Below are 25,159 nucleotides of genomic sequence, written 5' to 3' on the forward strand. Positions count from 1 at the left end.
CGGTCAGTTCGGGGTGACGACGGTGCCGGCGTCGCCGGCGACCGCTGCGGTGATCTGGTCGAGGCTGGTGATGATGCCTCGCTTGCCGGTCTGCTCGACGAAGCGGCAGACGGCGTCGACCTTCGGGCCCATCGACCCGGAGGCGAAGTGGCCCTCGGCGGCGTACGCCCGCATCTCGTCGAGCGTGACGGTGCCGACGTCCTCGGCCTCGGGGGTGCCCCAACGGATCACGGCGTGGGGCACGTCGGTGGCGATGACCAGGGCGTCGGCCCCGGTGGTGCGGGCCAGCAGCGCGGCGCCGAGGTCCTTGTCGATGACCGCCTCGACGCCGTGCAGGGAGCCGTCGGGACGGCGTACGACGGGGATGCCGCCGCCGCCGTTGGCGACCACGACGAAGCCCGCCTCGATCAGCGCGAGGGCGGCCGGGGCGTCGAGGATTTCCAGCGGCTCGGGCGAGGCGACGACGCGGCGCCACCCCTTCTCGCCGCGGTCCTCCCAGGTCTCGCCGTGCTCGACCAGCAGGCGGGCCTCGGCCTCGGGCAGGTGGCGGCCGATCGGCTTGGTCGGGGTGGTGAAGCCGGGGTCGTCGCCGTCGACCAGCGTGCGGGTCACCAGGGCGGCGCAGCGGCGCTCCACGCCCCGGCGGGCCAGCTCGTCGTCGAGGGCGTCCATCAGGACGAAGCCGAGGGTGCCCTGCGTCTGCGCCCCGCACCAGTCGAGCGGGACGGGCGGGACGACGGCGGCGGCGAGCTCGTTCTTGACCAGGAGGTTGCCCACCTGGGGCCCGTTGCCGTGGGTCACCACGACCTCGTGGTCGTGCTCGATCAGGCCGGCGACGGCGGCCATGGCGACCTGCGCCGCAGCGATCTGGTCCTCGGGCCGGGCACGGCCGTCGGCGTTCGTCATGGCGTTTCCGCCGAGTGCGAGCAGGACCCTCATGCCGCAACCGTAGTGGCGCCGCTCACAGCGTCCCCACGGCAGATTCGGCCAACGACGGCGCCGTTCGCTGGCACATGTTGTGGTGCGTCCGTCAGCACTCCTCGGCCAGGATCGCCATGGTCGCCTCGACCAGCTCGGGGGACATCTCCCGGTCCTCACGCAGGATCTGCGGCATCGACCCCGGCACTCTCCGCATGCCGACGCACATCGTGTCGCGGGTCTGCTGGTCCACCGAGACCCAGGCCTGCCGCGCGATCTCGTCCGGACCGGGCTCCGCACGTCCCCCACCGAGCCACTGGGCTGCCCCGACCGCGAGCACGAGCAGACCACCAGCGACGCCCCATCCTGCCCGCGGTCCCATCCCGCCCCCGCCTCTCGTCCGGTGTCACGCGACCTCCGCCGCCTCCAGCCGGGCCACCGTAGCGGCGGCGCCAGCTCCGCGCAGGGGATCGGCAGGTCCGCCGCGGTCGCGACCTGCCGATCGTCGTGAGACGGACCACGACGACGTGGAGGATCCGAGTCACCCGGTGGCTCGGATCCTCCGCGATCGCGACGGGACACCCGGACGGCCAGGGATCGCGCCCGCCGGGGTCACAGGGTCGTCGTCAGGACGCCCCCGTCGGCGCGGAGGGCGGCGCCGTTGGTGGCGGAGGCGAGCGGGCTGGCGAGGTAGGCGACGAGGGAGGCGATCTCGCGCGGCTCGAGGAAGCGCTGCACCAGCGAGGTGGTGCGGCCCTGCGCGATGACGCGCCTGAGCTCCTCGGCCGGGATCCCCTGCGCCTCGGCGATGGAGCCCACTGCCCGCGCGACGCCGTCCGACCACGTCGGCCCGCCGAGGACGGTGTTGACGGTGACGCCGGTGCCGCGGGTCATCTTCGCCAGTCCGTTGGCCAGCGCGGCGCTCGCCGCCTTGGTGGCGCCGTAGTGGGTCATGTCGGCCGGCACGTCGACGCCCGACTCGCTGCTGACGAACACCACGCGTCCCCACCCCCGGTCGAGCATGCCGGGCAGGGCGTGCCGCGAGAGGCGCACGCCGCTCATCAGGTTGACGTCGAGGTAGCGCTGCCAGTCGGCATCGGAGATGTCGCCGAACGCGGCCACCTCGAAGACACCCACGTTGTTGACCAGGACGTCCACCTCACCGAGCTGCGCGGCCAGGTCGTGCACCTGCTCGGCGTGCGCGAAGTCCGCCGCGATGCCGGTGACGTCCGCGCCCGGCACCGCTGCTCGCAGGCCCTCGACCGCGGCGTCGACCCCGGTCTGCGTGCGGCCGTTGAGCACGACGGCGGCGCCCTCCTCGGCTAGCAACCGGGCCACCGCGTTCCCGATGCCCTGCGTCGAGCCGCTCACGAACGCGCGCCTGCCTGTCAGACCGAGGTCCATCTCGTCCTCCTCCTGGTCGTGGTCGACCGTTTCACTTGCTCAGGCAAGTCACGCTACGCGCTGATCACTTGCCTGGGCAACTCGCGTACGCTGCGGGCATGGCCGATCCGCGCGACCCCGACCCCGAGGCCCCCGACCCGGCGCTGTCGGGCGAGGACCTCGAGACGTGGGCCGCGCTCGCGACGGTGCTGGAGTGGCTCCCGCCGGCCCTCGACGCGCAGCTGCAGCGCGACGCGCAGCTCACGCACTTCGAGTACGGCGTCCTCTACGCGCTCGACGCCGCGCCCGACGGCACCCTGCGGATGAGCGCGCTCGCCGACTACGCCAACAGCACCCTCTCTCGCCTCTCGCGCGCGGCCACGCGGCTGGAGTCGCGCGGCTGGCTCCGGCGCACGCCCGACCCGACCGACGGCCGCTACACCCTGGCCGTCCTGACCGACGCCGGGCGCGACAAGGTCGCGCAGGCCACGCCCGGGCACGCCCGGCTGGTCCACCACCTCGTGCTCGACCGGCTGACGAGGGCACAGCGACAGCAGCTGCGCACCGTCAGCCAGCGGATCGCGCGGGCCGTGCGCGAGGAGGGCGGCTGGACGCCGCCCGAGCCGGGGTAGTCAGGCGGGGTGGGCCACCGCGACGTCGAGCACCCAGGTGACCCCGAAGCGGTCGCGCAGCATGCCGTAGAGCGGCGCCCAGCCCGACGGGCCGAGGTCCTGCACCACGGTCGCGCCCTCGGACAGCCCGGCCCACGCTGCCGTGATCTCGTCGGCGTCGTCGCCGCGCAGCGAGACGAAGAACGGGATGGTGCCGGCCTCGTGGGGCATCGCGCCCGGGACGTCGTTCGCCATCACGCGGGCGCCGCTGGGCGCCACGACCTGGCCCCACATGACCTGGTCGGCCTCGGCGGGATCCTGCACGGCGTGGGCGTCGGCGTAGGTGACGACGACGAGCTCGCCGCCGAGGGCCTCGGCGTAGAAGGCGAGCGCCTCTCCGGCCGTGCCGCGGAAGTTGAGGTGGGGGGTGGTCTCGATGCTCATGGTTCCTCTTCTCGTGGTGGCCGGTGGGTCCCGGCCGATGACCCCACCCTGTCGTCAGAAGAGGACCGATCCTGTCCGCCTCTGGAGCAGAATGGGGGACGTGTCCGAACCCGCCGCCGGTCCCACGGGACGGCTCCTCGCCCTGCTGTCGCTGCTGCAGGCCCGACGGCAGTGGCCCGGCGCCGTCCTGGCCGACCGGCTCGAGGTCACCGAAAGGACCGTGCGACGTGACGTCGACCGCCTGCGGGCCCTCGGCTACCGCGTCACGGCCGCGAAGGGCCCCGACGGCGGCTACCGGCTGGAGGCGGGCAGCGCGCTGCCACCGCTGCTCTTCGACGAGGAGCAGGCGGTGGCCCTCGCGGTGGCGCTGCGCCTCGCGGCCGACCTCGACGACGGCGTCGCCGAGGGTGCGGCCCGGGCGCTGGCGACGGTGCGGCAGGTCCTGCCGAGCCGGGTCCGGCACCGCGTCGACGCCGTCGAGGTCACCGGGCTCGATCGGGGACCGCGCGTCGATCCCGTGGCGCTGGTGGCGGTGAGCGAGGCGATCCGCCGCTGCGAGGTGCTGCGCTTCGACTACGGCGACGCCGTAGATCAGATCGGCGGGCCGGCCCGTCGCACCGAGCCGCTGCACCTGGTCCGGCGCCGCTCGCGCTGGTACGTGGTCGGCTGGGACCTCGACCGCGAGGACTGGCGCACCTACCGGCTCGACCGGATGGGCCTGCGCACCCCGCACGGCCCGCGCTTCACCCCCCGCGCCCTCCCGGCGCCGGACGTCGCCACCTTCGTCGCCGCGCGCTTCAAGGGCTCCGCCGACCAGGACGCCTGGCCGTGCCGGGGGTCCGCGGTCCTGCACTCCCCCGCCGCCGCGGTCGCGCCGTTCGTCGGCGACGGCGAGGTCGAGCCGCTCACCGACGCGACCTGCCGGGTCACGCTCGGCTCCTGGTCATGGCCGGCGCTGGCTGCCTCCCTGGCGCGCTTCGACACCGACCTCGAGCAGGTCGAGCCGCCCGCCCTGGCGACGGCGTGCCGGCTGGTCGGCAAGCGGCTCGGCGCGGCCGGGTCAAGCGCGGCTCAGCCGACGTAGGGCGGGGCCACGCCCCAGCCCCAGCGCGGGGTCGGCGCGTGGGCGGGCGGGGTGGCGCCGCGGCGGGAGTTCTCCACGGCCAGGCGGGTGCCCCACTCGAGGTAGCCGATGATCGCTGCGCGGAACTCCGGGTCGGCCGGGAGCGCGGCGTCGTCGGCCGCCAGGCTCATGGTCGCCGCGAACCGGTGCCGCTGCGCGGGGGTGATGTCGAGGCCGAGGTGGTGGCGCAGCATCGCCTCGTAGCCGCCGTGCTGCTCGGTGTAGGTCTCCGGACCGCCCAGCACCTCGGCCCACCAGTCGGCCACGTGGGCGCGGTGGCGCGTGGAGACCCCGCCGGGGAAGAACCCGCTCAGTGCCTCGTCGGCCTCGACCCGGTCGTAGAAGCAGTCGATCATCCGGCGCAGCGGCTCGAGGCCGCCCGCCCACTCGTACAGCGTCGGCAACCCGGGTTCGTCCACGCCAGCCATGCACCCACGCTAGGCGCGGCCGAGCAGCGCCGCCAGCACCCTCGTCCCGACCGGGAGCCCGTGGTCGTCGTAGTAGGCGAACATCGCCGAGAGCCACGGGTGGGTGCCCGGGTCCGGCACCTGCCGTACCTCCACGCCCGCCTCCGACGCCAGCTCGCGGACGGTGGCGACGCGGGTCGCGAGCTCGTAGGTCGCCCCCTCGTGACCGGGCTCGGTCAGCACCACCGCCGCGGCCCGGCCGAGGTCCGCGAGGTCGAGGAAGCCGAAGGGCACGTCGGGCGAGTACGGCAGGTCGAGGGGGCCAGCGAGGTCGAGGTTCTGCAGGTACGCACCGGGCTGGAGGATCGTCCACGTCATTCCGGACCGGCGGACCAGGTCCTCGCAGGCCGCCTTGCCGAGGTGGTGCGGCATCGCCGGGACGTAGGGCGAGGCGACCGAGTGGTAGACCACCCGCCCGACCCCGGCCGCACGCAGCGCGGACAACGCCGAGGCGACGTGCGCCGGCTCGTCGGGGTGCAGGTTCGGCGCGATGACGTAGGCCGCGTCGCAGCGGCCCACGGCTCCCGCCAGGTCGGGTTGGTCGGCCCGGCCCAGCGGCAGCGCGTCGACGCCCCGGTCGGCGAGGGCCGAGCACACGGCGCGGCCGGTCTTGCCGTGGCCGCCGAGCACCGCGACGCGCTGGGCCCCCACGTCAGACCCGGTCGACCTCGGCGGACGTCGCACCGCCGGCGAGGGCGGCGTAGCCGGGACCCCGGTCGAAGAACGCGTCGTCGTCCTTGCTCCACGCCGCGCGGCCGGCGCGCTCCGACTGCGTCGCCGCGGCGTCGAAGCCGAGGTCGTCGCCGTCGCGCGAACCGGTCAGCACCACCCCGTAGTCGCGCAGCGCCGCCTCGGCAGAGACCTTGCCCCACACCACGTCTCGCACGACGAGCTCGGGGTCGCGGGCCAGCGGGTCGCCCCAGCCACCGCCGCCGGTCGTGCGGATCCGCACCACCTGGCCGGCCCTGACCACCTCGTCGTCGGCGAGGGCGTCGACCTCGCGCTCCTCCGGGCCGCCCGGGTCGATGACGACCTGGAACGGCGCCCCGGCCTTGCCGCCGCGCACGCCCCAGCAGGCCAGGATCGAGCGGTCGGCGATGGACATGAAGTGGGCGTCCTTGAGCATCCGGATGTGCTTCTCGTAGCCCAGCCCGCCGCGGAACTCGCCCGCACCGCCGGAGTCGACCGCGAGGCCGAGCCGCTCGACGATGAACGGGAAGCGCGACTCGGTGAACTCGGTCGGCAGGTTCCGCGAGTCGGGCACGACGTGGATGGTGTCCTCGCCGTCGGCGTAGTAGCGCCCGCCCGAGCCGCCGCCGAGCACCTCGCGCATGAGGTAGTCGTTGCCCTCGAGGTCCTTGCCGTAGACGCCGGTGTAGCGGATCGTCTCCTGGTCGGCCGGCATCTTCCCGTCCACCGCCTTGGCGACCACGCCGGCCAGGACGCCGAGCAGGCGCAGGATGACGAACGTGCGGGCGTTGGTCGGGCCGGGGTGGATCGGCGTGAGGAGCGTGCCCTTCTCCGGGAAGCGCATCTCGATCAGCGGCACGATGCCCTCGTTGACGTCGAGCTCGGCCATCCGCTCCGGGGTGTCCGCGAGGTTGCGCAGGATCGGTGCGAGCCACTTTTTGAGGAAGTTGCCGCCGACGTAGTCGCCGCAGTGGTTGATCGGGCCCTTCGCCTGGGCGCTGGTGCCGGTGAAGTCGATGATCAGCCGCGGTCCGGCGGGACGGCCGTTCTCCGGGTCGGCGGGAGCGTCGCTGACCTTGGTCAGGGTGATCCGCTGGGTGTGCAGCTGCGGCTCGTCGACGCCGTCGTGCTCGGCGTAGTCCTCCCAGACGTAGGTGCCGTCGGGGATCTTCGAGAGGATCTCGCGGCGGTACGTCTCGGTGGTGGCGTCGAGGATCGCGTCGAACGACGTCTCGATCGCCTGGCGGCCGTAGCGGTCGAACAGCTCGCTGAGCCGGCGCGCGCCCATCAGGCACGCCGAGCACTCGGCGTCGAGGTCGGCGGCGAGGCTGTCGGGCATCCGGGAGTTGCGCGTCATGATCCGCAGCGCCGCCTTGTTGGGCACGCCGGCGTCCCACAGCTTGATCGGCGGGACCGCGAGGCCCTCCTCGTAGACGGTCGTCGCGCCGCTGGGCATCGAGCCCGGGCAGGCGCCGCCGATGTCGTCGTGGTGGCCGAAGGCCTGCACGAACGCCACGACCTCGCCCTCGTGGAACACCGGGACGGTGACGCACAGGTCGGGCAGGTGGCCGATGCCGCCCTCCGACTCGTAGACGTCGTTGTGGAAGAACACGTCGCCCTCGCGCATCTCCTCCAGCGGGAAGTCGCGCACGATCGGGTGCACGAGCGCGCTGTAGGAGCGACCGGTGAGCTTGCGCAGCTGGCGGTCGTGGATGCCGGCGCGGAAGTCGTGGGCGTCGCGGATCATCGGGCTGCGCGAGGTGCGCCCGATGGCGGTCTCGACCTCCATCTCGACGCTGGCGAGGGTGCCCTGGACGATCTCGACGAGGATCGGGTCGACGCTGGAGCCCTCCGGCGTGAGGCGCCCGCCGTGGGAGTACGCCGTCGGCAGCCCGGCCGGGTTGACCGGCCTGGCCGTGACGTAGGCGGGGTCGACGGGGCGGGTGCTGACGTCGGTGCTCGCAGTCGTGCTCGCAGTCGTGCTCATCGGCCCGACTCCTTCCGGATGACGAGGTTGGCCCAGTCGTCGACCACGACCTCGAAGCCGGGGTGGACCGGGATGGTGGAGCCGAACTCCTCGACGATGGCGGGACCGCTGAAGCCGTCCCCCGCGCCGAGGTCGCCGCGCCACACCACGGGGGTGTCGACGTAGCCCTGCGCGGCATCGAAGCAGACCGGGCGGCGCCCGCGCACCGCGCGCTCCTCGACGGTGCCGGCGGCCTTGTCGAGGGTCGGGATCTCCGGGCGGGTGATCGGGCCGATGCCGGTCACGCGGAGGTTGACCCACTCGACCTGCTGCGTGGGGTCGCCGCGGAAGTTGTAGCCGTAGAGCTGACGGTGCTCGGCGTGGAAGGTCTCCGCGACCTGCGCGACGTAGGCCTCGTCGACGACGCCCTCGGGTGCCGCGACGCGGACCTCGAAGGCCTGGCCGACGTAGCGCACGTCGATGGTGCGCTGGAAGCGGTGCTCGTCGGCGGCGAAGCCCTCCTTGGCCAGGGCGTCGCGGGCCCTGGCGGTGAGGTCGTCGAGGATCGCCTGGACGGCGCCGTGGTCGAGCGCCGACTCCTTGGCGACGTGGGTCTGGACGTAGTCGTTCTTCACGTCGACGGTGAGCAGCCCGAAGGCGCTGACGTTGCCCGGGTTGGGCGGGACGACGACGCCGGCGAGGTCGAGGATGTCGACCAGGCGGCAGGCCAGCAGCGAGCCGGACCCGCCGAAGGTGGTCAGCATGAAGTCGCGCACGTCGAGGCCGCGCTTGACGCTCACCTGGCGCAACGCGTTGGCCTGGTTCCAGGCCGAGATCTCCAGGATGCCGGTCGCGCAGGTCTCGAAGTCGACGCCCAGCTCGGTCGCGAGCTCCTCGATGCCGGCCCGGGCCGCGTCGGTGTCGAGCGGGATCTCCCCGCCGAGCAGGTGGGGAGGGATCCGGCCCAGCGTGACGTGGGCGTCGGTGATCGTGGGCTGGGTGCCGCCCTTGCCGTAGCAGAGCGGGCCCGGGTCGGCGCCCGCGGAGTGCGGGCCGACCTTGAGGGTGCCCTCGGGCGAGAGCCAGGCGATCGAGCCACCGCCGGCGCCGACCGTGACCACGTCGATCATCGGGATCTTGCTGGGGTAGGCACCGACGGTCCCCTCGGTGGTGAGGGTCGGCTCGCCGTCGAGGACCACGGAGACGTCGGTCGAGGTGCCGCCGCCGTCGCAGGTGAGGATCTTCGGGAAGCCGGCGACCTTGGCGATGAGCGCGGCGCCCAGGGCGCCGGCGGCCGGGCCGGAGAGCACGGTGGTGATCGGCTGGTGCACGACCTCGTCCGCCGACAGCACGCCGCCGTTGGACTTCATCACGTAGAACGGGATCTCCTTGCCGCCGGTGAACCCGTCCAGGCGCTCGGAGATGTTGGTGACGTAGCGGCTGACGTTGGGCTTGACCGCCGCGTCGACCAGCGTGGTCATCGAGCGCTCGTACTCGCGGTACTCGCGCAGCACCTCGCTCGAGATCGAGACCACGGCCTCCGGGTGCTCACGGCGCAGGATCTCGCGCATCCGCAGCTCGTGCTCGTCGTTGGCGTACGCGTGGAGCAGGCACACCGCCAGCGTCGTGATCCCGCGGTCGCGGAACCAGCGGGCGGCTGCGACCGCGGACTCCTCGTCGAAGGGCCGGACCTCGGCGCCGGTGAAGTCGAGGCGGCCGCCGACCGTGCGGACCCGGTCGGCCGGGACGATGCGGTCGGGCTTGACCCAGAAGTAGGAGTTGCCGTAGCCGTCGGGCACGGACTGCCGGGCGATCTCGAGCATGAACTCGTAGCCCTCGGTGGTGATGAAGCCGAGCGCCTCCACCTTGCCCTCGAGGAGCTTGTTGGTCGCGACCGTGGTGCCGTGGGAGACCGCGGTGATGTCGTCGCCGGAGGCGCCGACGATCCCGAGGATCTTCTCGATGCCGGCGATGAACCCGTCGGCCGGGTTGCCGGGCGTGCTGGGGGTCTTGGTCGTGACCAGCTCCCCCGAGTCCTCGTCGAAGGCGACCACGTCGGTGAAGGTGCCACCCGTGTCGATGCCGATCCTGATGCGCCGGTTGCTCATGGGGTCGATTCAACTCAAGCGGAATGGCGAGGACCACGGCAGGGATTGCCGACGGATCGTCGGTTCTCCGGCAACTCCTGCCGACAAAGGTGAAGGGCCCCTGCCGGTATGAGCGGCAAGGGCCCTTCGGTGTGACCGCTCATGTGATGCTCGCGGTCGGCAGCTCCCTGGTGCAGGTCCTCAGCCACCCCATCACCGGGTGCCTGCGACACCTCCCCGGCGAACCGGTTCCGCGTCGTGGTGGACCGTCCTTCCGGAGCCGTCCCGCTGCTCCGTGAGGAGCGGCGTAGGGAGAGTTCTACGCCTGCGTCGAGCGCCACCACAAGGGGTCGAGACCCCCTCGTCGGACATACCGCGGGTTCCGGCGCGTCGTGCACAGGACGACGCCCGTCGTCCCCAGCGGCGACCCGATGTCCACACGTCCATCCACAGGTGTGTGCACAGCCTGGTCCAGACCGGGGCGGTCAGGCGAGCAGATCCTCCACGGCCGCGGCGACCTCGAGCAGCCGGCGGTCGGCGCCGTGGCGCGCGACGAGCTGCACGCCGACCGGCAGCCCGTCGGGCGTGGTGCCGGCGGGGACGGAGATCGCCGGGCACCCGGTGACGGAGATGAAGTACGCCGAGCGCATCCACGCGAGGTAGTCGGGCATCTCCTCGCCGTTGATCGTCGCCGGGAACTCCTGGTCGACGGGGAACGGCGGCACCTGCGAGGTCGGCAGGAGCAGCACGTCGTGGTCGCCGAAGAACAGCCGCATCGTCTCCGACAGCGCGGTGCGCTGGGCGTACCCCCGGGCGACGTCGGCGCCGGTGAGCGGCTCGCCCGCGCGGATGTTGGCCTCCAGCGAGGGCTTGAACGACGTCGGGTGCTCGGCGAGCAGCCGTCCGAGCTTGGCCTGGAAGTGCCAGGCGCGCAGCGTGCGGAACGTGTCGTCGGCCAGCGACAGGTCGGGGTGGGCGTCCGCCACCGCGGCGCCCGCGTCGGACAGCCGCGCGGCGGTCGCCCGTACGACGTCGGCGACGGCGTGGTCGACGGCGAACGCGCCACCGAGGTCGACCGACGCCGCGACCCGCAGCCCGGCGAGCGGGGCGGGCGCCAGCGGCGGGGCGAACGACGTGCCGGGGTCGCCGAGCGCGTGGGGCGCGCGCGGGTCGGGACCCGCGAGGACGGAGAGGAGCAGGGCGAGGTCACCGACGTTGCGCGCCATCGGCCCGCCGACCGACGTGGTCTCCCACTGGTTGTAGAGCGGCCACTCCGGCACCCGCCCCAGCGAGGGCCGCATCCCGACCACGCCGCAGAACGACGCCGGGTTGCGCAGCGACCCACCCATGTCGGAGCCGTCGGCCAGCGGCACCATGCCGGACGCGAGCGCGCAGGCCGCTCCCCCGCTGGACCCGCCCGCGGAGCGCGAGGGGTCGACCGGGTTGCGGGTGACGCCGAAGACGGTGTTGAAGGTGTGGGAGCCGGCGGCGAACTCCGGCACGTTGGTCTTGCCGACGAAGACCGCGCCGGCGTGGCGCACGCGCTCGACGAGCAGCTCGTCGTGGTCGGCGACGTGGTCGCGGAAGACCGTGGACCCGAACGTGTGCGGCCACCCCTCGAGGGCGTGGGTGTCCTTCACCGCGAACGGCAGGCCGTGCAGCGGGCCGGTCTCCTCGCCGGAGGCCTGCGCCTGGTCGGCCACGGCGGCCGCGGCGCGGGCGCGCTCCTCGTCGAGGGACACGATGGCGTTGAGCTCGGGGTTGCGCTCGGCGATCCGGTCGAGGTGCAGCTCGAGCAGCTCGGCCGGCGAGATCTCCCCCGCCCGGACGGCCGCGGCCTGGTCGCGGGCGGTGGAGTCGACGGTGACGTCGGTCATCGACGGCGACCGAGCAGGCCGCCCACGACGGCACCGAGCAGCACGAGGCCGGCACCGACGGCGATGCCGGTGAGGAAGTCCTGCTGCGAGCCGACCGGCGACGAGGCCTTCGCCGGGGCGGTGAACACCGCGCCGGTGGGGGCCGGCGCACCCGGCTCGACGGTGGCGCCGGCCGGAGCGGTGACGGTCGCGGCGACCGGACCGCCGGCGATCGCCGAGTCCACGTTGCCGAAGAACTCCGCAGCCATCCGGCGCGAGACGCTGGTGAGCATCCGCTGGCCGACGCCGCCGATCATCCCGCCCACCGTCGCGTCGGCGTCGTAGGAGACGCGCGTGGTGTCACCCTCGGGCGTGAAGCGGACGTTGACCGTCGCGCCGATCGTGCCGGGCGCACCTGCCCCGTCGAGCTTCATCACCAGCGACTCGTGCTCGTGCAGGTCGCCGAGCTGGCACGAGCCGGCGTAGGTGCCCTTGATGGAGGCGACACCTGCGGTGACCGTCATGGCGTACGCGTTGTCGCCGGTCGCCTCGAGCTTCTCGCAACCGGGGATGGTGCGCACGAGGACGGCCGGGTCGAGCAGCGCGTCCCAGGCCTGGTCGACAGGGGCGTTCAGGACGTTCTCTCCGGTGAACTTCATCGGGGTCTCCTCAGACGGTGGCTGGGTAGCTAGGGACGTTCTGGTGGGCGGAAACGGGTTTCGGCCTACGGAATCGTCCCTAGCTACCGGCGGTGGGGGCAGCAGTGCGGGTGGGGGTCTCGGCGTGCTCGAGGCGCAGCTCGAACAGCTCGGACGGCGAGATGGGCATGGCGGTGATCGGGAAGCCCTCCGCGTCCTCGATCGCGGCGGCGAAGACGGCGGCGGACGGGATCACGCCCGCCTCGCCGGCGCCCTTGATGCCGAGCGGGTTGAGCGGCGAGGGCGTCTCGAGGTGGTCGATGTCGATCGACGTCGGCACCTCGGTGACGTAGGGCATGAGGAAGTCCATGAACGAGGCGTTGAGCAGCTGCCCCGACTCGTCGTAGGCCATCCGCTCGTAGAGCGCACCGCCGACCCCCTGCGCGACGCCGCCGTGGATCTGGCCCTCGACGATCATCGGGTTGATCAGGTGGCCGCAGTCGTGGACGACCGCGTACTTGAGGATGGTGATCTCGGCGGTGTCGGGGTCGGTCTCCACGATCACGGCGTGCATGCCGTTGGCGAAGGTCGAGCGCGGCGGGGAGTAGAAGTCCTTGCCCTCCAGGCCCGGCTCGTCGTCCTCGGCGACCGGCGGCTTGCCGGGGTCGCCGACCGAGAACTGGGTGGCGGCCTTGGACGCCTCGTCGAAGGCGTAGCGCAGCGGGTTGGACAGGACGGCGACGGTGCCGAGGTCGATGCTGGCCCCGGTGCCCTTGACCGACACCACGCCGTCGACGATCTCGAGGTCGGACTCGTCGGCCTCGAGCGCCTCCGCGGCGATGCGCAGCGCCTTCTCCTTCGCGCGCAGCGCGGCGAGGTGGATCGCCGAGCCGCTCATCACCGCCGCACGGGAGGCGAAGGTGCCGACCGCGTAGGGCATCTTGCGGGTGTCGCCGGTGGTGATCTCGACGTCCTCGAACCGCACGCCGAGGGTGTCGGCGACGACCTGCGCGAACGCCGTCTGGTGGCCCTGGCCCTGGGTGGTGAGGCCGGTGGCGACCTTGACCTTGCCGGAGGTCTCGATGTGGACGTGGGCGCCCTCGTAGGGACCGACGCCGGTGCCCTCGACGTAGCAGGCCAGGCCGATGCCGACCTTGCGGCCCTGGGCGGCCATCTCGGCGCGGAAGTCCTCGAACTCGTCCCAGCCGACGAGCTCCTTGAGCTTGGCGAGCGAGGCCGGGTAGTCGCCGGAGTCGTAGGTCAGCTCGCGGCCGTCCTGGAAGACCAGCCCGTGCTCGTAGGGGAACTCGTCGGGCTGGATGAAGTTGGCGGCCCGCACCTCGGTGCGGTCCTTGCCGAGGTACGCCGCGATCGCGTCCATCGTCCGCTCCATCACGAAGCAGCCCTGCGGGCGGCCGGCGCCGCGGTAGGGCGTCACGATCACGGTGTTGGTGTAGAGCGACTCGAAGACCACGCGGTAGTTCTGCGGCTTGTAGGGCCCGAGCAGCTGGGTCGAGGTGATGATCGGGACGATCAGGCCGTACGGCGTGTAGGCCCCGTGGTCGTGCCAGAACTCGACGTTGAGGCCGAGCAGCCGGCCCTCGTCGTCGAAGCCGACGTCGACGACGTGCTGCTGGGCGCGCTCGTGGGCCGAGGAGATGAAGTGCTCGCGCCGGTCCTCGGTGAACTTCACCGGACGGCCGAGCGTCCTTGCCGCCAGCGGCACCAGCAGCTCCTCGGGCCACGGGTGCACGACCTTGACGCCGAAGCCGCCGCCGACGTCGGGGGTGATCACGTCGACCTGCGCGAGGTCGAGGCCGAGCTTGGCCGCCACGCACCCGCGGACGCCGGTGGAGGTCTGGGTCGACGACCAGACCGTGAGCCGGCTGGTGTCGGGGTCCCAGCGCGCTACGGTGCCGCGACCCTCCATCGGCGTGCAGGCCGAGCGCTCGATGTCGAGGTCGAGGTGCAGGGTGTGCGGGGCGGCGGCGATCGCGGCGCGGGCGTCGCCGTTCTCCTGCTCCATCCGGGCGCCGACGTTGTCGGGCACGTCGTCGTGGACGGTGCGCTCGGCGGCGCGGGCCGCGGCGATGCCGACGACGGGCGGGAGCTGCTCGTAGTCGACGCGGATCCGCGACACCGCGTCCTCCGCGACGTAGCGGTCGACGGCGACGACGAGGGCGATCGCCTCGCCGACGTAGTTCACCTCGTCCTTCGCCAGGGCGTACTGGGTGCGGCCGTGGGTCAGCGCCGGGTGCGGGATCAGCAGCGGCAGCGGCTCGGCCATCGGGCCCTCGAGGTCGTCCCAGGTCCACACGGCGACGACGCCCTCGACGTCGAGCACGTCGGCCACGTCGATGTCGAGGATCCGGGCGTGGGCGTGGGGCGAGCGCAGCACGGCGGCGTGGAGCAGCCGCGGGTCGTCGTGCAGCAGGTCGTCGACGTAGCGGCCCTGGCCGCGCAGGAAGCGCTGGTCCTCCACCCGCGGGACCTTGGCGCCGAAGAGCTTGGTGGTCATGCCGACTCCCCCTCGCGCTCGGCGGTGGTCCCGGCCTGGATCTCGGCCTGGATCTCGGCGGCACGGAGCACCGACTTCACGATGTTCTGGTAGCCGGTGCAGCGGCACAGGTTGCCGGCGACCATCTCGCGGGCCTCGTCCTCGGTGGGGTCGGGGTTCTCGCGCAGGCCGGCCGTGATGGTGGTGAGGAAGCCGGGGGTGCAGAAGCCGCACTGCAGGCCGTGGCAGTCGGAGAACGCCTGCTGCACCGGCGAGAGCCGGCCCTGCTCGGTGCCGTCGGCCTCGGTGAGGCCCTCGACGGTCGTGATCTCGGAGTCCACGGCCGAGACCGCGAACATCAGGCACGAGCGCACCGGCACGCCGTCGACGAGGACGGTGCACGCGCCGCACACGCCGTGCTCGCAGCCGACGTGGGTGCCGGTGAGGCCGCAGTCGTGGCGCAGGGCGTCAGACAGCAGGCGCCGCGCGGGCACCCGGACCTCGTGGGCGGCCCCGTTGACGTGCAGGCGCACGTCGTGCACCTGCTCCGTGGTCTCGCTGGTCATGCGGGGGTCACCTCTCCTGCCCGGGTGCGGGCGTGGTCGGTCGCGGCCGCCAGGACGCGCGGCGCGAGCACCTTGACCAGGTGCGCGCGGTAGGCGGCGGTCGCGTGGATGTCGTCGGCCGGCTCGAGCTCGGCCAGGGCCTTTGCGGCCGGGTCGTCGAGGGCGTCGGTGACGTCGACGACGGTGGGCACGTCGCTGACCGAGACGAAGCCCATGCGGGCGCTGGTGACGCGGTCGCCGTCGAGCTGGACGAGGGCGGCGACCCCGACCAGGGCGTAGTCGCCGTGGCGGCGCGCGATCTCCTGGAACGCCACGCCACCACCGGCGGGCAGGGCCGGGAAGAACGCCTCGACGGCGATCTCGTCGTGGGCCAGTGTCGACTCGAGCGGCCCGAGGAACAGGTCGCCGGCCGGAATCGTACGACGGCCGCGGACCGACGCGACGTCGACCGAGCCGCCCAGGAGCCGGAGCACCATGGGCATCTCGGCGGCGGCGTCGGCGTGGACGATCGAGCCGACGGTCGTGCCGCGGTTGCGGATCGTGGGGTGGGCCACGTGCGAGAGCGCCAGGGCGAGCAGCGGCTGGACCTCGGCGGCGTCGCGGTCGGCGAGCACGTGGGCGTGGCGGGCGAGGGCCCCGACCCGGACCCCGGCCCCGTCCCCCTCGCGGGAGGTGGAGACGTGGCCGAGGTCCGGCAGGGCGTTGATGTCGACGAGCATCGACGGTGCAGCCAGGCGCATGGAGAGCAGCGGGACCAGGGACTGACCGCCGGCCAGCACCTTCGCCCCCGGCTCCTCCGCGAGGGCCGCGAGGGCTTCCTCGAGACCGGTCGGTCGCAGGTAGGCGAAGGGTGCGGGCTTCATCGGTGGGTGGTGCCTCCAGAGGCAGCGTCGTCGACGCCGCCGTCGTAGTCGGGGTGGCTCAGGTTGCGGGTGACGGCGCCGGAGCCGTGGCCACCGCGGCCCTTGACCATGTGGAAGAAGACGATGACCAGGATCGTGCCGAGGGCGATGCCGCCGAGCTCGAAGTCGTCGCCGAAGGTGAGGGTGACGCCGCCGATGCCGGCGATGAGGCCCGCCGCGAGGCCGACCATGTTGACCGGGTTGCCGAAGTCGATGCCGTTCTCCACCCAGATCTTCGCGCCCACCAGACCGATCATCCCGTAGAGGACAACCGTGATGCCGCCGAGGACGCCACCGGGGGTGGCGTTGACGATCGCGCCGAACTTCGGGCACAGGCCGAGCAGGATCGCGACGGCCGCGGCGACGTAGTAGGCGGCGGTGGAGTAGACGCGGGTGGCGCCCATGACGCCGATGTTCTCGGCGTACGTCGTGGTGGGCGAGCCGCCGAACGCGCTGGCGAACGCGGTGGCGATGCCGTCGGCACCGATGGCGCGGCCCATGTAGGGGTCGAGGTTCTCGCCGGTCATCTCCGCGACGGCCTTGACGTGACCGGTGTTCTCCGCGACGAGCGCGATGACGCCGGGGAGGACGAGCAGGATCGCGGTGAGCGAGAACGACGGGGCGTGCACGACCGAGACGCCGTCAGCGAGGGTGCCGCTGGGCAGGCCGATCCAGTCGGCCGCCTGGACGCCGGCCCACGAGACGCGGTCGTGCTCGGTGGCCTCGGTGGCACCGCCCAGGACGGAGGTGATCGGACCGAGGACGAGGTCGGCCAGGAACGAGAGCACGTAGCCGAAGATCAGCGCGAGGAAGACCGCGATGCGCGACCAGAAGCCGGGCAGCGCGACCGAGGCGAAGACCATGAACGCCGCGGTGAGCAGGGCGATCCACTGGTCCTGGGGCCAGTAGACGCCCGCCACGACCGGCGCCAGGTTGAAGCCGATGAGCATGACGACGGCACCCGTGACGGCCGGCGGGAGCAGGCGGTGGATCAGCTGGGCGCCGGCGAAGTGCACCAGCACGCCCACGGCGGCGAGCACGAGGCCGCCGACCAGGATCGCGCCGGTGACGTAGGAGGAGTCGTTGTCGGTGTCGAGCAGGCGGATCGCGGCGACGGAGGCCACGAACGACGCGCTCGTGCCGAGGTAGCTCGGGACCCGGTTCTGCACGATCAGCAGGAACAGGATCGTGCAGAGACCCGAGAACATGATCGCCAGGTTGGCGTCCAGGCCCATCACGAGGGGGAACACGAAGGTGGCGCCGAACATGGCGACCACGTGCTGGGCGCCGAGCCCGATCGTCTTGCCCCACGGGAGGCGCTGGTGCGGGAGCACCGCCTCGCCGGGAGCGGGATCGACCACGTCCCACTTGAACATCGACATGCAGGCCTCCAGATTTCGCAGCTGATCAGCAGGGGGTGTGTGCCCGAGATGCCTCAAACTAGTGCGCCACATCACACACCCTCACTGGCGACATCCGCCGAAGGAACGCCGGAGTCCATGGCAAGTTCTCGGGCGGTTCGCGCCGCTGGCTAGCCTCACGTGCATGGGCCTCCCTCTCACGGTCGCCGACTGGCCGCCCGCGCCGATCCGCACCGAGCGCCTGCTGCTGCGGCCCCCGGAGGCCCGTGACCGGCCCGCGTTCGTCGACCTGGGCTGCGACCCGGTCGTCAACCGGTTCACCGGCGGGGGGCGTGAGCGCGCGACGCTGGAGCGCGAGATGCCCGCCGTGCCGGCCGACCGGCCGGGCCAGCTCGTCGTGGAGCACGAGGGGCGGCTGGTCGGCTGGTTCGGCGTCTCCCGCCACGACCCCGCGCGCCCGGGACGTGTGCTGCCCGACGGCGGCGAGCTCGAGCTGAGCTGGGTCACGCCGGTCGCGGCCTGGGGCCACGGCTGGGCCACCGAGGCCGGCCGTGCGGTGCTGGCCTGGGTCGACGCCCGCTTCGACGAGCCCGTCGTCGTCTGCACCCAGGTCGCCAACACCGCCTCCCGCCGCCTCGCCGCGCGTCTCGGGTTCACCGAGGCCGGCCGGTTCGAGGAGCACGGCGCGCTGCAGTGGTTCGGCGTACGTCACCCGGGCACGCCGTGACCACCCTTCGCCGCGCCCACGCCGATGACGTGGCCGCGGTCGAACGGGTCGCGCTCGCGGCCTACACGCCCTACCTGCCCCGCATGGACGGCCAGCGCCCCGGCCCCCTCGACGCCGACTACGCGCGAGCCGTCGCGGACGACGAGACGTGGGTGGCGCTGGAGGGCGACGAGGTCGTCGGCTACCTCGTCCTGGTGCCCGAGGGCACGACGCTGCTGCTCGACAACGTCGCCGTGCTGCCGTCGCACCACGGACGGGGCGTCGGTCGTGCGCTGCTCGCGCTGGCCGAGGAGCGCGCCGACGCGCACGGCTGCTCCCGCGTGCGGCTCTACACCCACGCCTCGATGGTCGAGAACCAGCGGCTCTACGAGCACCTCGGCTACGTCGAGACCCACCGCGCCACCGACGCCGGGCTCGCCCGCGTGTTCTACGCCAAGGACGTCTGAGGCTTCGGCCCTACCGCCCGTCGCGGCGCCGGCGGTCGCGCTCGGCGAGCAGCGCACCGCCGGCCACGAAGCCCATCGCGACCAGGCCGAGCCAGGCGCCGGCGCGGGACGGGTCGTCGACCGCGAGCCAGAGCTGGCCGGCGGCGACCACGGCGCAGGCGCCGAGCACGAGCTTCGTCCCGGTCGCCATGCGCACACCCTCGCCGGTCGGCAACGTGGGCACCCGTCCAGCGCAGCGGCGTACCCCGCACTGGGGAGCAGGTCACTCCTCGGGGTAGGCGTAGACCGCCTCCGGCGCGCCCGTGGCCTCCAGGCACGCTGCCACCGCGGCCCCGAGCTGCGGGTCGTCGAAGGTGGAGAAGTCGGTGGTGGCGGAGTAGTAGCCGCCCCCACCGCGGAACCGCTCACCCACCTTCGCCGGCGGCGCGTCGGCGAACGGCTCGGCGGTGAACACCACCGCTCGCGCGTCCGCGTCCCAGGTGGCACCGAAGGGCCACCAGACCGGTCGGCCCGCGATGAGCAGGCAGCCGTCGACGAGCGTGAGCCGGCCTGCCACCAGCGCCTGTGGGTAGGCGCTCGCCTGCTCGGTCGTGGCGATGACCGGCGGGACCGGGCTGGCCGGGGACGCCTCGGCGCCCTGCGACCCGCCGTCGCGGTCAGGGACGGTGGAGACGACCGCCGCGAGCAGCGACGCGAGGGCGACGCCTGCGCCCAGCCGCGCGGACGTGTGGAGCACGCGACGCTCCACCCCTCACTCCACGATCTCGAGCGCCCGCAGCGCGACGGCGACGTCGAGGCGGAGGTGGGGGTCGGTGGCGACCGGGCCGAGGATCCGCTGCAGCTTGCCGACGCGGTAGCGCATCGTGTTGTAGTGGAAGAACTGCGCCCGCGCGGCCTCGGCCACGTTGAAGTTGGTGTCGAGCAGCACCTGGAGGGTCTCGCGCAGGTCGCCGGCCTCGGGGGTGCGCTCGGCGAGCGGGCCGAGGACGTCGGCCGCGAACGCGGAGAGCTCGGCGCCGTCGGGCACCAGCGCCAGCAGCCGGTGGAGGCCGAGCTGGTCGAAGCGCGTCACCGAGCCGCCGCCGTGCACCCGGCGGCCGATCTCCACCGAGCGCTGCGCCTGCCGGAACGCCTCGGGGAGCTCGGAGGAGTCGCGCGCGACGCGGCTGACGCCGGCGGAGAACGCGATCCGGCCGCCGCCGCGATCGCCGCGCACGCCCTCGATCATCCGGTCGACGGCCGCGTGCCACGCCGCGGGCCCGGCCTCCGGGTCGACCGGGACGAGCGTGACGACCTCGCGGCTGAAGGCGACCGAGGCGATCGTCGGGTCGGCGCTGGTCGCGACCTGGCGCCAGGCCTGGGCGAACCGGTCGTGCCACGCGCGTCGGTCGTCGGACGCGCCCTGGGCGGCCAGGCCCTCGGGGTCGAGCACCGCGACCACCACGACGGCCGGACGGTCGAGGTGCCAGCCGAAGGCCTGCGCGTGCTCGGCGACGTAGTCCTCCTCGCCGGCCCGTCCCAGGAACACGTCGCGGAGGAAGTCGCCCTGGTACTTGTTCTCGACCGCCGTGATCGCCTCGACGCGCGTCACCAGCAGCGCCGCCACGATCGCGGCCCGCTCGAGGGCGTGGACGTCGGACTCGTGGATGGTCCCGTCGGTGCGCAGCGCGACCAGGCGCGCCAGGTCGACGCCCGCCGCGACGACCCGCCGCACGAGCGCCTGCCCCCCGCCCACGGCCGTGCCGTCGGGGTCGATCCGCTCGACGCGGAGCCGGCCGGTGGGGTCGAGCAGGCCGGCGGCGGCCAGCGCGTCGCGGTCGCCCTCGTCGAGGTGGGCCGCGCGCTCGCGCCCGTCGGTGGAGGTGAACGCCACGCCGCAGCCCAGAGCGTCGCCGACCGCCTCCGCGATCGCGGCGAGGTCGCCGCCCTCCAGCACGATGTGCGTCAGCGCGGTGTGCAGCGCGTCCGCCCGCTCGAGCGCGGCGACCGCCTCGGGGTCGCTTATCAAGTCTTGGCCCACTTGCCGTCCTTCGTTGTCAGGAACTCACATTCGCGAGTGTGCCACGAGCCGTTAGCGTCTGCACGGTGATGTTCGCCGGGCCGCTCTCCCCCCTGCCGGTGGCAGCGCCCTCCCGCGTCCTGGTCCGCCTCTCCGCCGCCGCCGACGGCCCGCTGCCGGTGGTGCACGCCAGCGCCAGCGCGGTCTACGTCGACCTCGGCGGCTGGTGCCTCGGGCTGGTGTCCGCGACCGCGAGCCGGGTGCCGTGCGCGATGTGGTCCACGGTGGACGACCTCACCACGCTCCTCCCGTCCGCCGGCCCGCTCACCGCCCGCGTCGACGACGGCTGCCTCGTGGTCGCCGGTCGGGCGCTGCGCGTCTCCCGCGTGGTCGACACCCGACTGCCGTCGGTGGCCGTCCCTCGCCCCTGCCCCGAGGAGGCCCTGCACGTCGTGGCCGCCGCCGGGCTCGACCTCCCGGCGGGCGGCCGGCTCACCCCGGCCCACGTCGACCGGCTGCTCGGGCGCGGCCCCGGCCTCACCCCGCTCGGCGACGACGTGCTGGCCGGCTGGCTCGCCGTCCGCGTCGCGGCCGGCCGGCCCGACGTCGCCGTCGCTGGCGCGGTGAAGCAGCGCCGGGCCGTCACCACGCTGCTGTCCGCGACGCTCCTCGACTGCGCCCTGCACGGCGAGGCGCTGCCGCAGCTCGCCGACTGGCTCGTCTCCCCTACCGACGCCACGGCCGCCGCCCTGCTCGGCGTGGGCGCGACCTCCGGGGCCGGCCTGCTCGCAGGCGCCGCGCTCGCCCTCGCCTCCCTGACCGACCGCGACACCCCCACCGCCGCCTGAGACCGGGCAGCACGAAGGAGCACCGATGAAGGACCACGTCGAGCTGAGGAGCGGCGCGTACGCCGACTCCGTCACCCTGCTGCAGGTCAGCCGGGCCGTCCAGGCCGCGCCGGGCGTGGTGGCCGCGCAGGTCGCGATGGCCACCGGCCTCAACCTCGAGGTGCTCACCGGCATGGGCTTCGACGTGCCGGACTCCTCGCCCAACGACATGGTCGTCGCGCTGCGCCTCGACGACGACGCCGACGTCGCGGCTGCGCTCGCCGCCGTCGACGCCGCGCTCGTGCCCGCCCGACCCGCCTCCGGCGCCAGCGAGGTCGCGCCGCCGCGCACGACCGGCTCGGCGCTGCGGCGCACCGGCTCCGGCGCCGTCGCCCTCGTCTCCGTCCCGGGCGCGAGCGCCACCGTGGAGGCGATGGACGCCGTCGAGGCCGGCCACGACGTGATGGTCTTCAGCGACAACGTCCCGGTGGCCGAGGAGGTGGCGCTCAAGACCTACGCCACCTCGCGTGGCGCCCTGGTGATGGGGCCCGACTGCGGCACGGCCGTGATCGACGGCATCGGGCTCGGCTTCGCCAACACCACGCGCCCGGGCCGCATCGGCATCGTGGCCGCCTCCGGCACCGGCTGCCAGCAGCTGCTCGCCCTGCTCCACCACGCGGGCGCCGAGCTCGACGGGGTCGGCGTGCGCCACGCGCTGGGCGTGGGCGGCCGCGACCTGTCGGCCGCGGTCGGCGGGCTGTCCACCCGCGGGGCGCTGGCCCGCCTCGACGCCGACGCCGACGTCGACCTGGTCGTCGTCGTCTCCAAGCCCCCCGCGCCGGAGGTCGCGGCCTCGCTCGCGACCTACGCCGGCGGGCTCGGCACGCCCGTCGAGCTGGGCCTGCTCGGCCGCGGCCAGCGCGACCTGACGACGGTCGCCGAGGCGGTCCTCGCCCGGCTCGGACACGCCGCCCCCACCTGGCCGGTCGCCGGCGAGCACAACACCGGCGCCGCCACCGGCCCGCTGCTGCGCGGGCTCTTCGTCGGCGGGACCCTCTGCGACGAGTCGATGCTGATGGCCACCGAGGTGCTCGGCCCGGTCCGCAGCAACATCCCGCTGTCCGACGACCTCGGCCTCGACTCCACCGACCCCGGCGACCTGCTGACCGACAGCCACACGATGATCGACTTCGGCGACGACGCCCTCACCCAGGGGCGCGCCCACCCGATGATCGACCCGACCCTGCGCAACGAGCAGCTGGCCCGCGCCGCCGCCGACCCGCAGACGGGCGTGATCCTGCTCGACCTGGTGCTCGGCCACGGCGCCGAGCCCGATCCGGCGGCGATGCTCGCCCCGGCGATCTCGGCCGCCCGCGCGGACCGACCGGTCCCGGTGGTGGTGAGCCTGGTCGGCACCGACCTCGACCCGCAGGGACTCGACGCCCAGCGCGACGCCCTCGTCGCCGCCGGCGCCGAGGTGCACCTGTCCAACGCCGCGGCCACCCGCCGTGCGCTCGACCTGCTGAGCCAGCTGGAAGGGAAGGCCTCCTGATGAGCACCCCCACCGTCGTCACCGTCGGCGCCGACATGTTCGCCGAGGCGGTCGAGGGCCAGGCCGTCGACGTCGAGCGCGTCGACTGGCGCCCGCCGATGCCGGGCACCGAGGCCGACCTCGCCGCCGTCGCCACCGACCCCCGCCGACCCGAGGCCAACCGCCGCGCCGTCGAGGCGATGCTCGGGGTCACCGCCCACCTCGTCGACGTCGCACCCGCCTCCGAGGTGCTCGGCCTCGAGCGCGGACAGTTCCTGCACGCCGGTCCGCCGATCGCGTGGGAGCAGGCGTCCGGACCGCTGCGGGGCGCCCTTATGGGCGGCGCCGCGCTCGAGGGCCTGGTCGACGACCCGGAGGACGCCGTCGCGCTCTTCGAGTCCGGGAGCAACGTCAGCCTCGAGCCGTGCCACCACCGCAGCGCCGTGGGCCCGATGGCCGGCGTGGTCACGCCGTCGATGTGGATGTGGGTCCTGGAGGACCGCGCCACCGGGCGCCGGACGTACTGCTCGCTCAACGAGGGCCTCGGCAAGGTGCTGCGCTACGGCGCCTACAGCGACGAGGTGCTCACCCGCCTGCGCTGGATGGGCGACGTGCTGGGGCCGCTGCTCCAGGCGGCCGTCCGCGGCACCGCCGAGGCCACCGACGTCACCGGCATCCTCACGCAGATGCTCCAGATGGGCGACGAGGCGCACAACCGCAACCGCGCCGGCACCCTCATGCTGCTGCGCGACCTCTCCCCCGCGATGGTGCTCAGCCAGGAGAAGGGCGGCTTCGAGGGCAAGGACGTCGCCGAGGTGCTGCGCTTCGTCGGCGGCAACGACCACTTCTTCCTCAACCTCGCCATGCCCGCCTGCAAGCTCGCGCTCGATGCCGCTCGCGACGTCCCGGGCTCGACGATGGTGGTGGCGATGGCGCGCAACGGCACCGAGTTCGGCATCCAGGTCTCCGGCACCGGCGACCAGTGGTTCACCGGGCCGGCGCAGGTCGCCGAGGGCCTGTTCCTCGGCGACTACGGCCCCGAGGACGCCAACCCCGACATCGGCGACTCCGCCATCACCGAGACCGCCGGCATCGGCGGCTTCGCGATGGCCACGGCGCCCGCGATCGTCCGGCTCGTCGGCGGCTCGGTCCCCGACGCGCTGGCCACCACCCGCCGGATGCACGAGATCACCCTCGCGGCGAACCCGCGCTGGTCCGTGCCGGTCCTGGAGTTCCAGGGCACGCCCACCGGCATCGACGTCAGCAAGGTCTGCCGCACCGGCGTCCTGCCCCAGATCAACACCGGCATGGCGGGCGCCGTCGCCGGCGTCGGCCAGGTCGGCGCCGGGCTGGTCACCCCGCCAGCCGAGATCTTCCCGCAGGCGCTGGCCGCGCTCGCCGACGCCGCCCGGGCGGCCAACGGCTAGGCGCCCGCGGGCCGCTCGTTGTAGACGCCCGCGGGCTCCTGCCCCGACAGCGCGCCGATCGCCGCCATGATCCGGTCGGTCAGCTCGCGGCGCGCGCGGCCGCTGGGCACGTCGTCGTACTCGCCGGCGACCGTGATCGGCTCGCCGAACCGCACGGTCACGTCGACGCGGCCCAGGCGCGGCCGGCTGGTCCCGACGGGCTGGATGTCCTCGGTGCCGCTGAGGCCGACCGGGACGACCGGTGCCCCGGAGGTCAGGGCCAGGTGGGCGACGCCGGTGCGGCCGCGGTAGAGCCGGCCGTCGCGCGAGCGGGTGCCCTCGGGGTAGATCCCGAACGCCTCGCCCCGGCCGAGCACGTCGAGCGCGGTGTCGAGGCTGGCGATGGCCGCACGGGTGTCGTCGCGGTCGACCGGCAGCATGCCGAGCCCCTCGAACCACGCCCGCGACAGCGCGCCCTTGACCCCGGTGCCGGTGAAGTAGTCGGACTTGGCGAGGAAGACGACCTTGCGCGGCACGACCACCGGGATGACGACGCTGTCGAAGAACGACAGGTGGTTGCTCGCCACGATGACCGGGCCCGTGGTCGGCACGTGGTGCAGGCCCTCGACGCGTGGGCGCCACACGGCACGGGCCAGCGGGGGGATGACGCCGTGCGCGACCGTGTAGAGCATGCGCCGATCCTGCCACTCCCCA

General features: G+C 73.7%; 25 protein-coding genes. 7 read left to right on the forward strand and 18 right to left on the reverse strand.

Going from position 1 to position 25,159, the window contains the following annotated elements:
• Positions 1-3: 3 nt before the first annotated feature.
• The 3 genes from ACFFJG_RS17285 to ACFFJG_RS17295 all read right to left on the reverse strand — a co-directional run bounded on the left by ACFFJG_RS17285 (position 4) and on the right by ACFFJG_RS17295 (position 2,322).
• Entirely contained in the window at positions 4-939 is a 936-nt protein-coding gene (locus ACFFJG_RS17285) for a carbamate kinase (RefSeq protein ID WP_378520018.1), read from the reverse strand.
• 91 nt (positions 940-1,030) lie between these two features.
• Entirely contained in the window at positions 1,031-1,300 is a 270-nt protein-coding gene (locus ACFFJG_RS17290) for a hypothetical protein (RefSeq protein WP_378520019.1), read from the reverse strand.
• A gap of 230 nt (positions 1,301-1,530) precedes the next feature.
• Entirely contained in the window at positions 1,531-2,322 is a 792-nt protein-coding gene (locus ACFFJG_RS17295) for an SDR family NAD(P)-dependent oxidoreductase (RefSeq protein WP_378520020.1), read from the reverse strand.
• A 98-nt stretch (positions 2,323-2,420) separates the two neighbouring features.
• Between ACFFJG_RS17295 and ACFFJG_RS17300 the strand changes: the two genes are divergently transcribed.
• Positions 2,421-2,933: a MarR family winged helix-turn-helix transcriptional regulator gene (locus ACFFJG_RS17300; protein WP_378520021.1), complete on the forward strand. Its 513-nt coding sequence runs from the start codon at positions 2,421-2,423 to the stop codon at positions 2,931-2,933.
• Here ACFFJG_RS17300 and ACFFJG_RS17305 read toward each other — a convergent pair whose 3' ends face one another.
• Positions 2,934-3,356, reverse strand: a complete 423-nt coding sequence (locus tag ACFFJG_RS17305; protein ID WP_378520022.1) for a VOC family protein — start codon at positions 3,354-3,356, stop codon at positions 2,934-2,936.
• Between the two features lie 100 nt (positions 3,357-3,456).
• Here ACFFJG_RS17305 and ACFFJG_RS17310 point away from each other — a divergent pair, with 100 nt between their 5' ends.
• On the forward strand, positions 3,457-4,440 hold the full coding sequence (locus tag ACFFJG_RS17310; RefSeq protein WP_378520023.1) for a helix-turn-helix transcriptional regulator: 984 nt from the start codon (positions 3,457-3,459) through the stop codon (positions 4,438-4,440).
• Here the strand turns inward: ACFFJG_RS17310 and ACFFJG_RS17315 are convergent.
• The 10 genes from ACFFJG_RS17315 to ACFFJG_RS17360 all read right to left on the reverse strand — a co-directional run bounded on the left by ACFFJG_RS17315 (position 4,428) and on the right by ACFFJG_RS17360 (position 17,530).
• Positions 4,428-4,907 (reverse strand): group II truncated hemoglobin, encoded by a 480-nt coding sequence (locus ACFFJG_RS17315; RefSeq protein WP_378520024.1) that lies wholly within the window; start codon positions 4,905-4,907, stop codon positions 4,428-4,430. The genes ACFFJG_RS17310 and ACFFJG_RS17315 overlap by 13 nt on opposite strands.
• 9 nt (positions 4,908-4,916) lie before the next feature.
• Positions 4,917-5,597: an SDR family oxidoreductase gene (locus ACFFJG_RS17320; protein ID WP_378520025.1), complete on the reverse strand. Its 681-nt coding sequence runs from the start codon at positions 5,595-5,597 to the stop codon at positions 4,917-4,919.
• Position 5,598: 1 nt separating this feature from the next.
• Positions 5,599-7,623 (reverse strand): hydantoinase B/oxoprolinase family protein, encoded by a 2,025-nt coding sequence (locus tag ACFFJG_RS17325; protein WP_378520026.1) that lies wholly within the window; start codon positions 7,621-7,623, stop codon positions 5,599-5,601.
• On the reverse strand, positions 7,620-9,710 hold the full coding sequence (locus ACFFJG_RS17330) for a hydantoinase/oxoprolinase family protein (RefSeq protein WP_378520027.1): 2,091 nt from the start codon (positions 9,708-9,710) through the stop codon (positions 7,620-7,622). Before ACFFJG_RS17330 ends, ACFFJG_RS17325 begins: the two co-directional genes overlap by 4 nt.
• A gap of 464 nt (positions 9,711-10,174) precedes the next feature.
• Positions 10,175-11,566: an amidase gene (locus tag ACFFJG_RS17335; RefSeq protein WP_378520028.1), complete on the reverse strand. Its 1,392-nt coding sequence runs from the start codon at positions 11,564-11,566 to the stop codon at positions 10,175-10,177.
• Entirely contained in the window at positions 11,563-12,204 is a 642-nt protein-coding gene (locus tag ACFFJG_RS17340) for an SRPBCC family protein (RefSeq protein WP_378520029.1), read from the reverse strand. The genes ACFFJG_RS17335 and ACFFJG_RS17340 overlap by 4 nt, the downstream gene beginning before the upstream one ends.
• 79 nt (positions 12,205-12,283) lie before the next feature.
• The gene (cutA, locus tag ACFFJG_RS17345; RefSeq protein ID WP_378520030.1) at positions 12,284-14,701 is read right to left on the reverse strand and encodes an aerobic carbon-monoxide dehydrogenase large subunit; all 2,418 of its coding nucleotides are present in this window, start codon (positions 14,699-14,701) and stop codon (positions 12,284-12,286) included.
• Positions 14,698-15,246, reverse strand: coding sequence for a (2Fe-2S)-binding protein (locus ACFFJG_RS17350; RefSeq protein WP_378520031.1), 549 nt, complete (start codon positions 15,244-15,246; stop codon positions 14,698-14,700). Before ACFFJG_RS17350 ends, cutA begins: the two co-directional genes overlap by 4 nt.
• Positions 15,243-16,109, reverse strand: a complete 867-nt coding sequence (locus ACFFJG_RS17355) for an FAD binding domain-containing protein (RefSeq protein ID WP_378520032.1) — start codon at positions 16,107-16,109, stop codon at positions 15,243-15,245. Before ACFFJG_RS17355 ends, ACFFJG_RS17350 begins: the two co-directional genes overlap by 4 nt.
• Positions 16,106-17,530, reverse strand: a complete 1,425-nt coding sequence (locus ACFFJG_RS17360) for a uracil-xanthine permease family protein (protein ID WP_378520033.1) — start codon at positions 17,528-17,530, stop codon at positions 16,106-16,108. Before ACFFJG_RS17360 ends, ACFFJG_RS17355 begins: the two co-directional genes overlap by 4 nt.
• Before the next feature lie 163 nt (positions 17,531-17,693).
• On the opposite strand from ACFFJG_RS17360, the gene ACFFJG_RS17365 reads away from it, so the two are divergent.
• Complete coding sequence (locus ACFFJG_RS17365) at positions 17,694-18,236, forward strand: GNAT family N-acetyltransferase (RefSeq protein ID WP_378520034.1); 543 nt, start codon at positions 17,694-17,696, stop codon at positions 18,234-18,236.
• Positions 18,233-18,682 carry a GNAT family N-acetyltransferase gene (locus ACFFJG_RS17370; RefSeq protein WP_378520035.1) on the forward strand — a complete coding sequence of 150 codons (450 nt, stop codon included), beginning with the start codon at positions 18,233-18,235 and terminating at the stop codon, positions 18,680-18,682. The genes ACFFJG_RS17365 and ACFFJG_RS17370 overlap by 4 nt, the downstream gene beginning before the upstream one ends.
• Before the next feature lie 10 nt (positions 18,683-18,692).
• Here ACFFJG_RS17370 and ACFFJG_RS17375 read toward each other — a convergent pair whose 3' ends face one another.
• The 3 genes from ACFFJG_RS17375 to ACFFJG_RS17385 all read right to left on the reverse strand — a co-directional run bounded on the left by ACFFJG_RS17375 (position 18,693) and on the right by ACFFJG_RS17385 (position 20,690).
• Positions 18,693-18,872: a hypothetical protein gene (locus tag ACFFJG_RS17375; protein WP_378520036.1), complete on the reverse strand. Its 180-nt coding sequence runs from the start codon at positions 18,870-18,872 to the stop codon at positions 18,693-18,695.
• A gap of 72 nt (positions 18,873-18,944) precedes the next feature.
• Complete coding sequence (locus ACFFJG_RS17380) at positions 18,945-19,418, reverse strand: hypothetical protein (protein ID WP_378520037.1); 474 nt, start codon at positions 19,416-19,418, stop codon at positions 18,945-18,947.
• Between the two features lie 15 nt (positions 19,419-19,433).
• A complete protein-coding gene (locus ACFFJG_RS17385) occupies positions 19,434-20,690 on the reverse strand; it encodes a PucR family transcriptional regulator (RefSeq protein WP_378520038.1) in 1,257 nt (418 codons plus the stop codon).
• Positions 20,691-20,770: 80 nt separating this feature from the next.
• On the opposite strand from ACFFJG_RS17385, the gene ACFFJG_RS17390 reads away from it, so the two are divergent.
• Genes ACFFJG_RS17390 through ACFFJG_RS17400 form a run of 3 tightly spaced genes read left to right on the forward strand, consistent with a single transcriptional unit; the run spans position 20,771 to position 24,466 of the window.
• Positions 20,771-21,529, forward strand: a complete 759-nt coding sequence (locus ACFFJG_RS17390; RefSeq protein WP_378520353.1) for an oxamate carbamoyltransferase subunit AllH family protein — start codon at positions 20,771-20,773, stop codon at positions 21,527-21,529.
• A gap of 25 nt (positions 21,530-21,554) precedes the next feature.
• Positions 21,555-23,060, forward strand: coding sequence for an AllF/FdrA family protein (locus tag ACFFJG_RS17395; protein ID WP_378520039.1), 1,506 nt, complete (start codon positions 21,555-21,557; stop codon positions 23,058-23,060).
• Positions 23,060-24,466 carry a YlbE family protein gene (locus ACFFJG_RS17400; protein ID WP_378520040.1) on the forward strand — a complete coding sequence of 469 codons (1,407 nt, stop codon included), beginning with the start codon at positions 23,060-23,062 and terminating at the stop codon, positions 24,464-24,466. The genes ACFFJG_RS17395 and ACFFJG_RS17400 overlap by 1 nt, the downstream gene beginning before the upstream one ends.
• On the opposite strand, the gene ACFFJG_RS17405 is transcribed toward ACFFJG_RS17400, so the two are convergent.
• On the reverse strand, positions 24,463-25,137 hold the full coding sequence (locus tag ACFFJG_RS17405) for a lysophospholipid acyltransferase family protein (protein ID WP_378520041.1): 675 nt from the start codon (positions 25,135-25,137) through the stop codon (positions 24,463-24,465). The genes ACFFJG_RS17400 and ACFFJG_RS17405 overlap by 4 nt on opposite strands.
• Positions 25,138-25,159 lie beyond the last annotated feature (22 nt).

The sequence above is a fragment of the Nocardioides zeicaulis genome, assembly GCF_042432345.1.
Lineage (GTDB): Bacteria > Actinomycetota > Actinomycetes > Propionibacteriales > Nocardioidaceae > Nocardioides > Nocardioides zeicaulis.